Origin of the sequence: Pseudoxanthomonas sp. SORGH_AS_0997 (assembly GCF_031453535.1) — a bacterium.
GTDB lineage: Bacteria > Pseudomonadota > Gammaproteobacteria > Xanthomonadales > Xanthomonadaceae > Pseudoxanthomonas_A > Pseudoxanthomonas_A winnipegensis.
Map to the genome: position 1 here is coordinate 1,763,567 of NZ_JAVIZI010000001.1, position 12,036 is coordinate 1,775,602.

At 71.4% G+C, this 12,036-nt stretch carries 7 protein-coding genes and 1 pseudogene; 4 read left to right on the top strand and 4 right to left on the bottom strand.

Translation table 11 applies throughout. The features are described 5' to 3' along the window. Positions 1 to 672: 672 nt before the first annotated feature. Genes murD through QE438_RS07855 form a run of 3 tightly spaced genes read right to left on the bottom strand, consistent with a single transcriptional unit; the run spans position 673 to position 5,996 of the window. Positions 673 to 2,061, bottom strand: a complete 1,389-nt coding sequence (murD, locus tag QE438_RS07845) for a UDP-N-acetylmuramoyl-L-alanine--D-glutamate ligase (protein WP_306991304.1) — start codon at positions 2,059 to 2,061, stop codon at positions 673 to 675. Then, a complete protein-coding gene (gene murL, locus QE438_RS07850) occupies positions 2,042 to 3,406 on the bottom strand; it encodes a UDP-N-acetyl-alpha-D-muramoyl-L-alanyl-L-glutamate epimerase (RefSeq protein WP_306991302.1) in 1,365 nt (454 codons plus the stop codon). The genes murD and murL overlap by 20 nt, the downstream gene beginning before the upstream one ends. Beyond that, positions 3,399 to 5,996, bottom strand: a complete 2,598-nt coding sequence (locus tag QE438_RS07855) for a bifunctional aspartate kinase/diaminopimelate decarboxylase (RefSeq protein ID WP_306991300.1) — start codon at positions 5,994 to 5,996, stop codon at positions 3,399 to 3,401. Before QE438_RS07855 ends, murL begins: the two co-directional genes overlap by 8 nt. 108 nt (positions 5,997 to 6,104) lie before the next feature. Between QE438_RS07855 and QE438_RS07860 the strand changes: the two genes are divergently transcribed. From QE438_RS07860 to QE438_RS07875, 4 genes and pseudogenes are all read left to right on the top strand, one after another. Further along, on the top strand, positions 6,105 to 6,995 hold the full coding sequence (locus QE438_RS07860) for a PhzF family phenazine biosynthesis protein (protein ID WP_306991298.1): 891 nt from the start codon (positions 6,105 to 6,107) through the stop codon (positions 6,993 to 6,995). Continuing rightward, complete coding sequence (locus tag QE438_RS07865; protein ID WP_306991296.1) at positions 6,992 to 7,873, top strand: PhzF family phenazine biosynthesis protein; 882 nt, start codon at positions 6,992 to 6,994, stop codon at positions 7,871 to 7,873. The genes QE438_RS07860 and QE438_RS07865 overlap by 4 nt, the downstream gene beginning before the upstream one ends. A gap of 52 nt (positions 7,874 to 7,925) precedes the next feature. Then, a pseudogene (locus QE438_RS07870) lies at positions 7,926 to 8,805 on the top strand (PhzF family phenazine biosynthesis protein). 147 nt (positions 8,806 to 8,952) lie between these two features. Further along, positions 8,953 to 10,548 carry an IclR family transcriptional regulator C-terminal domain-containing protein gene (locus QE438_RS07875; protein ID WP_306991292.1) on the top strand — a complete coding sequence of 532 codons (1,596 nt, stop codon included), beginning with the start codon at positions 8,953 to 8,955 and terminating at the stop codon, positions 10,546 to 10,548. A gap of 747 nt (positions 10,549 to 11,295) precedes the next feature. On the opposite strand, the gene QE438_RS07880 is transcribed toward QE438_RS07875, so the two are convergent. After that, positions 11,296 to 11,925 carry a glycine zipper 2TM domain-containing protein gene (locus tag QE438_RS07880; RefSeq protein WP_130531735.1) on the bottom strand — a complete coding sequence of 210 codons (630 nt, stop codon included), beginning with the start codon at positions 11,923 to 11,925 and terminating at the stop codon, positions 11,296 to 11,298. Positions 11,926 to 12,036: the final 111 nt, after the last annotated feature.

Consider the following 12,036-nt stretch of genomic DNA (forward strand, 5'->3'; position numbering starts at 1 on the left):
TCAAGCAGGCGCTTTGAAGCAAGAGCTCTAAATCCAAGGCTTTGAAGCCAAGGCTTTGAAGCCAAGGCTTTGAAGCCAAGTCTTTGAAGCAGGAGCAAAGCTTTCGCGCCTGCGGGCGCGAGCTACTTTTGTCTTGTCAAAAGTAGCCAAAACCGCTTCTCGCCGGGACGCGAGCCGCCGCTGCGCGGCGGTCCCCTGCGCTTCTCGGAAGTCAGGGCACGTCGCCCAAACTCGCTTCGCTCAAACAGGGCGACTCTTCGGCCCTGACTTCCTGCGATGCTCGGCTCGCTTTACGGCTCAGACAGGTAAAGCAAAGGCAACAACAACGACCACGGCAACAGCAACAGCAACAGCAACAGCAACAGCAGTAGCAACGGCAACGGCCGAAGCAGCTCTCTCAGATCGTCATTCCCGCGAAAGCGGGAATCCAGGGACTTTGCTCTTTGCGGTTGCGGTTGCGGTTGCTGTCGCTTTCAATCACGTTATAAAGCAAAGCGGAGAGGCAGGAGCCGCTACCGTAAAGCCAGCCCTAACAAACCTTCGGCTGTGCAAGCGTCTCTTGTACAAGCAAGAAAGTAGATCTGTCCGCGGAGCGGCATGAAAGCGCTCGGCTTACAGCGCAAAAGCCCTGGCGGTCTCACCTCAACTCACGCGCACACCGCGCGCAAGCCCTCAAGCAATCCCCAACCCCGGTATCGCCACAATCGCCTCGGGATCGAACCCCGCGATCCGCGCGAAATCCTTGCCGCGTTCGACGTAGTCGCGGTACATGCCGAAACTCGGCGCGCCCGGCGACAGCAGCACGAGGCCCTGCCCCTCCAGCATGGCCTCGGCCTGGTGCACCGCGGAAGACAGGTCAGGCGCGGCGGCCAACCGGAAACTGCCCTCGCCCGCGACCGCTTCCAGCAGCGCATGGATGCGCGGACCGTTCGCCCCCAGGGTTACGATGCCCAGCGGCGCGTGCTGGCGCATGGCCTGGGCGAAGTCGTGCCAGTCCAGGCCACGATCGTGCCCGCCTACCAGCAGCGCGATGCGCTGCCCGGCGAAGCAGTCCAGCGCCGCCAGCGTGGCGTGCGGGGTGGTGGCGATCGAATCGTTGACGTAGGTCAGGCCGCCGCGCGTGCCAAGCGTCTGCAGGCGATTGGGCAGCGGGCGGAAGTCCAGCGCGGCCGGCGCCAGCGGCGCGGCATCCAGGCCCAGCGTCTCGATCGCCGCCAGCACCGCGCACAGGTTGCCGCGGTTGTGGCGGCCGGGCAGCGGCACCGCGCGCGTGTCGAACACCTGCACATCGCCGCGATACAGCAGCTCGCCGCGCAGGTGCCAGCCGTCCTCGCGGTTGAACCAGACGATGCGGCTGTCCGGCAGCACCAGCTGCGAGAGCACCGGATCGCGCGCGTTGAGCACGGCGGTGCGCGGCGCGGCGCGCGTGACCAGCGCGAGCTTGTCCTCGATGTAGCGCTGCTCGCTGCCGTGCCAGTCCAGGTGCTCGGGGAACAGGTTCAGCACCACCGCCACCTCGGGGCGCACGCCGCTGTCGGCGACCGCGCCGGTCTGGTAGCTGGACAGCTCGATCGCCCACAGCTCCGGCGCGGGCTGCGGGTCCATCACCTCCAGCAAGGGCAGGCCGATATTGCCGGCCAGCGCAGTGCGATGGCCGGCGGCGCGCAGCAGGTGGGCCAGCAGCGCGGTGGTGGTGCTCTTGCCCTTGGTGCCGGTCACGCACACCGTGCGCGCGTCGGGATGCTCGGCGAACCACAGCGCCGTGCCACCCAGCAGACGCGCGCCGGCGGCCTGCGCTTCCAGCGCCTCAGGCGAATATGGACTGATGCCCGGCGACTTGATCACCACCTCGAAGCGGCCCAGCGCCGCGCCGGTAACCTCGACCTGCGGAAACAGCAGCGGATCGCCCAGCGTCGCGGCCTGCGCCGCCTCGGCCGGGCTGCAGAACAGGGTCAGCGCCTGTCCGGGCAGCCGGCTGCGCAGCAAGGCGTGGGCGGCGCGCCCCTCGCGTCCCCAACCCCACAGCGCGACGCGCCGGCCCTCAAGCTGCGAAATTCGCACGCAGCTGCTCCCACAGGGCGGGCGGGATGCGGTGCTCGCCCTCGGGCTGCAGGAGCGGTGCGATCTGCAGCTCGGCCGCATCCAGCTGCGGGGCGATCTCGCGGTTGAAGCGCGCCACCAGCGCGTCCTCGCGCCACTCCGGGCGCTGGCCCAGCGCGGCCATCGCCGCGCGCGACTCGCGCCCCTCGCCCACGCATTCGAACGGCTTGTGGTCCTGGTACTCCAGCAGCGCATCGAAGCCGGCGGTCTGCGCGGCATCGTCCAGCAGGTTGCGGCCGAAGATGTTCAGCAGGCGCGGCTTGGGCATGAAGTTGCTCAGCGCCAGGAACACGAAATGGCACTTGGGGCACTGCCCGCACCAGCGGTTGACCGGACGCTCGCCCAGGATGTGGAAGTTGCGGTTGCAGCTGGAAAAGTGCGCGTCGTAGTGGTCGGTCTTGGCGAACTGCCGCGCCACGGCCAGCTCGGACAGCGGCCGCAGCAGCGAGTAGTAGCGCAGGTCGGCGGCGACGAAGCGCTGCACGTGCGCGCCGAACAGCGACTCGAACGCCCAGCCCTTGGACCACTGGTGGTTCACCTCGCCGGTGCCGGGGATCAGGCTGCCGTAGCTGGCCGAGCGCTCGTTGGAGAACACCACCTGGTCCACCCCGCGCAGCAGCGCGGCCACCACCAGGATGGCCGAGTTGATCGCGGTCACCGGGATATGGCCGTTGTAGGCGCCCTGGCGGTTGAGTTCGAACAGCGCCGGCGCCAGCGCACGGCCGATGTTGAGCGTGGGCAGGCCGGTGCGCGCCGCGCAGGCGGCGATCAGCTGCGAGCCGCCGATCCAGCTCACCGTCTGCGCCACGCCGGCCTGGCGCAGCGCCTCGATGGACACCAGCGAATCCTTGCCGCCGCCGATGGCCACCAGCGCATGCGGCGCCAGGCCCAGCGTCGGCGCCGGCGCGGCATCGGCCGCCTCGCTGGCGGGGAAGCGGATGCGCGCGTGCAGGTCCAGGCCGTTGCGATAGGCGAACTCGCCCAGGCCGTGGGTGTAGAGATCCTCCATCAGCGCGGCGGTGTCCGCATCGATGGGCTCGCCCTCGATCACAAGTTCGGGCGGCACGGCCGCCTTGTAGTAGCTCACGCCGGCGATCAGGTGCAGCAGGCGCAGCGCGCGCCGCAGCGCGTGTTCGCGCGCGGGGTCCAGTGCGAACGGCGCGCCGGGGAAGCTCACCGTCTCCACCAGTTCCGGGCCCTGGTCGAAGGCATAGCGCAGGCGCGCCACGCCGGTGGCCGGGTCGAAGTCGCAGCCGCTGAAACGGAACTGCTTGACCGTCTCGCGCTGGAACGTCCAGTCAGACATCGAGGGTCGTCTCCTTGGGCAGCGCACGCTGGTTGTAGGTGCTGGCCATGCTGTAGCCATAGGCGCCGGCGTCGGCGATCAGCATGACGTCGCCCGGCGCGCTCGCCGCCGGCAGCGCGCGGCGGCGGCCGAACACGTCGGAGGATTCGCAGATCGGGCCGACCACGTCGAAGCTGGCCGTGTCCGCGTCGTCCAGGCGGCTGAGGTTGGCGATGTCGTGCCAGGCGTCGTACAGCGCCGGGCGGATCAGGGTGTTCATACCCGCGTCCAGGCCCACGCGCAGCACGCCGTCCTTCTCGATCACCTGGGTGGCGTGGGCCAGCAGCACGCCGGCCTCGGCCACCAGGTAGCGGCCCGGCTCGATGGCCAGGCGGAAGGCGGGATGCACGGCCTTGACCTCCTCCAGCCCGCGCGACCAGGCGTCCAGGTCGAAGGGTTCGTCATCGGCGTGATAGGGAATGGGCAGGCCGCCGCCGATGTCGATCACCTCGATGGTGCCGATGCGGCGGGCGAAGCCGGCCAGCTCGTCGCACATCAGGCGCCAGTGGCCCTCGGCCTCCACGCCGCTGCCCAGGTGCGCGTGCAGCCCGGTCAGGGTGATGTTGAGGCTGCGCGCCAGCGCGACGAACTCGTCCACGCGCGCGGCCGACAGCCCGAACTTGGACGCCTTGCCACCGGTGTTGACCTTCTCGTGATGGCCATCGCCGTGGCCCAGGTCCACGCGCAGCCACAGCGTGCGGCCCTTGAAGACCTCCGGCCAGCGCTGCAGCGCCTCGACGCTGTCGATGGTGACGTTGACGCCGAGCGCCAGCGCCGCCTCGTACTCGTGCCGGGGCGCGAAGCTCGGGGTGAACAGCACCCGGCGCGGCTCCAGCTGCGGCAGCGTGGCGAAGACGTGCTCCAGCTCGCCCAGCGACACGCATTCCAGGCCGAAGCCCTCCTCCACCAGCGTGCGCAGGATGGCCGGATGCGAGTTGGCCTTGATCGCGTAGAAGCGCTGGTCGATCTGCGTGATCGCGGCCAGCGCGCGGGCGCGCTCGCGCACGGTCGGCAGGTGATAGGCGTAGACCGGCGTGCCGGCCTGGGCCAGGTCGAGCAGCTGCGCGCGCCGGGCCTGCCACCACGGCGTGGGGCGCGGGCGCAGCGCGCCGTGGAGTTCGCGCCAGCGCGGGCCGAACACGCTGGTCTCCTCCACCGGCATGGCGCCCGAGTCGATCAGTTCGCCGTGCAGGATCGGCAGCAGGCCGTCGGCATCGGCCTCGTCGATGACGAAGGTCAGGTTCAGGTCGTTGGACGACTGCGAGATCAGGTGCACGCGCTCCTTGCCGAAGGTCGCCCACACGTCCGACAGCTTGTGCAGCAGCGAGCGCATGCCGCGGCCGACCAGGGTGATGGCCGCGCACGGCGCGATCACCTTGACCCGGCAGATCTCGGCCAGGTCCGAGGACAGCGCGGCCAGCACGTCGGTGCTGACCAGGTTCTCGGACGGATCCAGCGACACGGTGACGTTGGTCTCCGACGAACCGATCAGGTCCACCGACAGGCCGTGCTTCTTGAAGCGCGCGAACACATCGGCCAGGAAGCCGACCTGCTGCCACATGCCGATGCCTTCCATCGACACCAGCACGATGCCGTTGCGGCGGCTGATCGCCTTGACCCCGGGAATGGTGACCGCGTTGCCGTCGATGCTGGTGCCCGGCAGCTCGGGGCGCTCGGTGTCCAGGATCGCCATCGGCACGCCGGCGTCGCGGCACGGCTTGATCGAACGCGGATGCAGCACCTTGGCGCCGGTGGTGGCGATTTCCTGCGCCTCGAAGTAGTCCAGGCGCGTGAGCAGCCGCGCGTCCGGCACTTCCTTCGGGTTGGCGCTGAACATGCCCGGCACGTCGGTCCAGATCTCCACGCGCTGGGCCTTGAGCAGCGCGCCGAAGTACGCCGCCGAGGTGTCCGAGCCGCCGCGGCCCAGGATCGCGGTGCCGCCGTCGCCGTGGCGGGCGATGAAGCCCTGGCTGATCAGCACGCGCGTGGGCTGGGTGCGGAAGCGCGCGCGCCAGTCGTCGCTGCCGCGCGGATCGCACGACACCGACAGGCGCTGCGCCCAGGCGCTCTGGTTGGGGATGGTCATCGCATCGAGCCACTCGCGCGCATCGCACCAGCCGATGTCCAGGCCGTTCGCGGCCAGGTAGGCCGCGCCGATGGTCGAAGACAGCAGCTCGCCCTGGCCCAGCACCTCGGCCTGCCAGTCCAGCGCGCGGGTGGCCGCGCGCGGGTCGGTGGCCAGCGCGCGCAGCGCGGCCAGGCGCTGGCCGAGCACGGCCTGCGCGTCCAGTTCCAGCTCGGCGACGAACTCGCGGTGGCGCAGCTCCAGCGCGGCCACGCGGGCCTCGGCGTCCTGGGCGCCGTCGGCGATCGCGGTCAGCTCGTTGGTGACGCCCGACAGCGCCGAGACCACCACCAGCACGCGCGCGTCGTGTTCCTCGGCGCGTTTTTTGGCCAGCTTCCCGATGGTGTCCCAGCGATGACGACGCGACACCGAGGTGCCGCCGAACTTGAGCACGATCCAGCGATCGTTCGGGGGGGAAGCGGACATGGGGACTTTGCGGTCTACGATGGGGAGGAAAAACCCGATCACGCGGGCGGAACCTGCAATTCTAATGGAACACGCCCAGCCAAGCCCCCGCGGCCCCAGGACCCGACCATGATCCAGCGCCGCTACCTGCAGCTCGACGTCTTCGCCGACCGCCCCGGCGCGGGCAATCCGCTGGGCGTGGTGGTCGATGCCCATGCGCTGGACACCGCGGCCATGCAGGCGCTGGCCGCCTGGCTGAACCTGTCCGAGACGGTCTTCTTCCAGCCGCTGGGCGGCTACGGCGCCGACTACCACGTGCGCATCTTCTCGCCGAGAACCGAGCTGTCCTTCGCCGGTCACCCCAGCGTGGGCGCCGCCTGGGCCGCGCTGTCGCTGGGCCTGGTGCGGTCCGAGCACCTGCACGCGCAGGCCGCGGGCGAGGTCGACCTGATCCAGCAGTGCGCCGCCGGGATGCTGCCGGTGCGGGTGCGCCAGGCCGACGGCGCGCGCCGGATCTCGGTGCGCGCCCCGCGCGCGGTGCACCGCTTCGACGTGCCGCCGCCGGCCTGGCTGCTGGCGCCGCAGGTGTTCGGCGCGGCCCGCGGCCCGCTGCCGCCGGCGCTGTACAACAACGGCCCGGACTGGTGGCTGCTGGAACTGGCCGACGAGGCCGCGCTGCGCGCCTGGCAGCCGGATCTGGGGCAGATCGCCCTGCTGCCGGGCAAGGGCAAGCTGGCCGCCTTCGCCCGCAGCCATGGCGGCCCCCATGACCTGGTGGTGCGCGCCTTCGCCCCGGCCAGCGGCGTCCCGGAGGACCCGGTCACCGGCAGCGCCAACGGCCTGATCGCCGCCTGGCTGCACGCGCGCCAGGCCCTGCCCGGCCGCGACGGCCGCTACCGGGTCAGCCAGGGCCGCGAACTGGGCCGCGACGGCCTGATCGAGGTGGAAGTGGATGCCGAGGGCGAGGTCTGGATCGGCGGCCTGGTGCAGCCGGTCATCCAGGGCCAGATCACCTGGTGAGCGCGCCTGGCCGGCGCTACCTGCAGCTGGACGTGTTCGCCGCGCGGCCGGGCTGCGGCAATCCGCTCGGCGTGATCCTCGACACCGACGGCCTGGACAGCGCCGCGATGCAGGCGCTGGCCGCCTGGCTGGGGCTGCCCGAGACGGTGTTCTTCGTGCCTGCCGCCGAAGGCGCCGACTACCACGTGCGCATCTTCACACCCGACTGCGAGTTGCCCTTCGCCGGCCATCCCAGCGTGGGCGCGGCCTGGGCCGCCGTCGCGCGGGGCCTGGCAAGCCCGCGCGATGGCCGGCTGATCCAGCAATGCGCGGCCGGCCTGCTGCCCGCCCAGGTGCGGCAGGTCGATGGCGCGCTGCACGCCCGCATCCGCGCGCCGCGCGCGCGGGCGCTGCCCACCGCGCCCCACGCCCAGGCCCTGCTGGACGCCGCGCACCGCGGCTGGGCCCTGGCCGCGGCGCCGGCGCTGTGGAACAACGGCCCGGGCTGGTGGCTGCTGGAACTGGCCGACGCCCAGGCGGTGCGCCGCGCACGCCCGGACTTCGGCGCGATCGCCGCGCTGGCGCGCGCCACGGCCAGCCTCGGCGTCGCGCTCTTCGCCGCGGAAGCCGCCGACGGCCACGACCTGGTCGTGCGCGCGTTCTGCCCCGCCGATGCGCCCAACACGCCCGAAGATCCGGTCACCGGCAGCGCCAACGCCTGCATCGCGGCGTGGCTGCACGCACAGGGCCGGCTGCCGGGCATCGGCGGCGCCTACGTCGCCAGCCAGGGCCGCGAGGTCGGCCGCGACGGCCGCGTGCACCTCCAGGTGGACGCCGACGGCGAGGTCTGGATCGGCGGCCAGGTCCAGGGCGTGGTCGAGGGCACGCTGCACTGGTGAGGCCACGGCGCGCTGCTACCCTGCACGCCCCTTCCCAGCCGCTCCTGTGCCCATGCAATCGCGTCGTTTCCTGCAGGTCGATGTCTTCTCCGCGCGGGCGGGCAACGGCAATCCGCTGGCGGTGGTCCTGGATGCGCAGGGGCTGGACGAGGCCGCCATGCAGGCCATCGCGCGCTGGACCAAGCTGCCGGAGACGACCTTCGTCTTCCCGGCCCAGGACGAGGGCGCCAGCTACCGGCTGCGCATGTTCGCCCCGCAGAAGGAGGTGCCCTTCGCCGGCCACCCCAGCGTGGGCACCGCGCACGCGGTGCTGGCCGCGGGCCTGGCCGTGCCGCGCGACGGCGTGCTGATCCAGGACGGCATCGCCGGGCGCCTGCCGCTGCGGGTGGAGACCATCGACGGACGCCAGCGCATCGCCATCCGCGTGCCGCGCGCCTCGCTGGCCGAGGTGGTCGACCCGGCCGATGGGCGCCTGGCGCCGGCCATCGCCGGCTGGCCGCTGGGCGCGCTGCCGCCGGCGCTGATGGACGGGCGGCCGCAAGTGGTGGGTGGTGGAACTGGCCGACGAGGCCGCATTGCGCGGCCTGACGCCGGACTGGGACGCGATCGCCGCCCTGGCGGAAGGCTCCGGCGCGATGGGCGTGTTCGCCTACGCCCGCGCGACCGGCCAGCCCGACTACCAGCTGGCGGTGCGCGCCTTCGTCGGCAACGGCCGGCGCTTCGAGGACGCGGCCTCCGGCGCGGCCAACGCGGTGCTGGCGGCCTGGCTGGACCAGCGCGGCGCCCTGCCCGGCAGCGGCGGGCGCTATGTCGCAAGCCAGGGCCGCGAGGTCGGCTTCGACGCCCTGCTGGAACTGTCCATCGACGCCGCCGGCGAGGTCTGGTCCGGCGGCCAGGTGCAGACCGTGGTGCGCGGCACGCTGGACTGGTGAGGCCCACCTTGCGCAGCGGACGGACCGATCCACCGGCGCACTCCCCGCCCCGGCCCGGTTTGCCGGACAATGCGCCGCGCGCGGCCCGCCCCGGCCGCGGCATCTTCACTGCCCCACATCGGCCAGCGGGCCAGGATGACCGGCGACATGAGTGAGAACACGCGCAAGGCGACCGGCACCATCGAACGCGCGCTGGATGTCCTCGAGGCGATCGGCACCTCGCCCAAGGGCGTGACCTTCGCCGAGATCGCCCAGCAGGTGCAGCTGCCGCGTACCACCGCCTACCGCATGCTCAGCGGCCTGATCGAGCGCAACCTGGTCCGGCGCGAGTCCACCCGCCGCGCCTACCGGCTGGGTTTCGGCGCGCTGCAGCTGAGCCGCGAATCGCATCCGGCGCCGCAGCTGGTCGTGGCCGCCAACATCGAGCTGAACTATCTGCGCGCCATCACCGGCGAGACCACCAGCCTGTGGGTGCGCGACGGCCTGGAAGTCATCGCGCTGGAACGCGCGCGCGGCGCGCACCGCTCGCAGGGCGACACCCACGTCGGCCAGGGCCGTCTGCTGCACGTCACCGCGGCCGGCAAGGCGCTGCTGGCGGCCATGCGCACCGGCGAGCGCAATCCGCTGCTGTCGCGGCTGCCGATGACACCGTTCACGCCCAACAGCGCGACCAGCCGCGAGCAGGTCAACGCCATGATCGCTACGGTCAAGGAGCGCGGCTACGCCATCGACGACGAGGAGAGCCGCCTGGGCGCGCGCTGCGTGGCCGCGGTGATCCGCGACATGCAAGGCGTGGTGCGCGGCGCGCTGAGCCTGTCCGGGGCGACCGAGCGCTTCACGCCCGAGCGCATGGCCGCCTTCGGCACCGAGCTGACCGAGGCGGCCCAGCGCATCGGCGAACGCCTGGCCGGCGCCGTCGAGGTCACCCACGACGACCAGGTCGCACGCGTGCCCGGCCCGCCCGCCACCGGCGGCGATTTCGCCACCTGGTCGGCCGCGCGCAACGCCTGGTACTGGATCGACACCGCCACGGCCACCCTGCACCGCGCCACACAGGAACAGGACCAGCGCATCGCCACGCTGACGGTGGCCGCGCGCGGCCTGCATGCCACGCCGATGGGCCTGGAAGTGGTGCACGCCGAGGGCATCCTGCGACTGGATTTCGACGGCCAGCCGGCGGCACGACAGCTCGACCGGCGCGGCCAGCCCGCGCCGATCGCGGCCTGCGTGCAGCCCGACGGTCGCGAGTGGCAGGTCACGCCGGACCCGGCCGGCGGCTATCGCATCGCCACCTGGCTGCACACCGGCATCGCCGTGCCGGGCTGGCGCATCGACGACCGCATCGACGCGCTGTGCTGGAACCCGGCCGGCACGCGCCTGTTCGCCGCCAGCGCCACCACCGGCACGCTCTACGAGATGCGCCCGGGCGATGCGCGCATCCGCCGCCTGGCCGTGGTGCCCAAGGCCTCGGGCGAGGTGCGCAGCCTGGCGGCCGACGCGCAGGGCGATGTCTGGGTCGCCCTGCACGGCGGCTGGGCGGTAGCGCGCGTCTCGGCCGAAGGCGGGATGATGCAGGAGGTCGTCGGATTGCCCCTGGCCTGGCCGACCAGCGTTGCCGTGGGCGGCAGCGATGGTCGGCAGCTGGCCATCACGATCGCCGCCGGCCCCGATGCCACCGAGCCGCACGCCGACGCCCCGGAAACCGGGCTCTACCTGCTCCAACGGTCGGCCCCAGCGAAGTAGTCGCGCACCGCGCGGCGTGCCCAACAGCAGTGTTCTTCGCCTGAGTGCGGAGGATGCGAACCTGCTGATGCGATGAGCGTGGCGTGGTGGTGAGCACTACTTCGCCGGCAAGTCTCGACCCGGCCGGGCGCGGCTTCTCAGCTTGGTCCGTCCTCCTAGCGGACTCGCCGTAGCGAGCCATCCCTAGCCCGCGTTCCGCGCGCCCGCCCGGGTCGAGGCGCCGCGATAAAAAAGATCAGGGCTCCTTTCGATCCGAAGGCGTTGGGCAAGTGCTCTGCCCCCTTCCTTTCGCCGCAGGCGAAGGGGAGTTCGAAGTCGCGAATTAGCGACTGAGGGGGTGGGGTGCTGTTGCTCTTGCTTCTGTGGCTTGAGCGGTAAAGCCCCGACCCCTCCCCATCCCTCCCCTGCGCTGCGCGCAAGGGAGGGGGCCCCAAGTCGATCATTTCCCGTCACTGATCGTGTGGTGCGCGAGGAGGGATCTCAAACGACCGCTCAAACCAAAGTCCTGTGACTTGACGCGCGAGGCAGCGGGCCGGCGGGCGGTGACCGCGCCTAGCGAGGCAGGAAGCCGAGCGCCCGAGTCAGGGCAGGATGCCCTGATCGAGGGAAAAGCGGACACCGCCCGCCGGACCGATGCGCCTCCGAAGCCCAAGCGCAAACACGCCTCAGTCATTCCAGAGACCCCGCCCAAAAAAACAAAAGGGGCCACACGGGCCCCTTTCGCTTGTTGATGTCGATGCAGCGTTTTCAGTTCTGCGCGGCCACCACATCCACACGCACGCGAATGCGATCGCCCGGGTTATAGGCAGTGCGGGTCTGATAGGTCCGGCCGGCATATTCGTAGGTGACGTTGTAGCCCTCCACCTCGCCTTCGTAACGCTGGTCGGAGACCGGCTCGCAGACGCGCACCGTGCCGCGCTCGGTGTGCGAGTTGTCGTAGACCGACTGACCGGCCGCGGTGCCGGCGGCGGTGCCCACCGCGGTGCCGATCACCCGGCCCGTCCCGCCGCCGAAGCGACTGCCGACGACCGCACCGAGCACACCGCCGGCGATAGTCGCCGCGATGCGTCCGCCCGGCGTGGACTGGCGCTGGCCATTGCCATCGTAGTAATCGCCGCCGCGCGCATAGGCATCATCGGCATCGCGGTAATAACACTGCTGCTGCGGAGGCGGCGGCGCGGCGATGATCGGATCGACCCGCACCACGCGCGCATAGTCGTAATTGCCGCTGTCGCGGCCGTCGTAATAGTCGCGGCTGTTGGAGGCGTAGCCATCGCCATAGCGCTGCGCGTAGTAATCCGCATAGCGCGACTGGGCGGACGCCGGCGCGATGCAGGTCACACCGATCAGGAACAGGCCGAGCGTGGAGCGGATCATGTGGGCGGTCTCCGGCGCCGGATCGGCGCATGCGCGCATCGTCGAGCCGCCGCGGTGAGCCGGTCCTGAACCCGGCCGGCGGCCTGCCGCGCGTTCAACCGCGCGACAGGC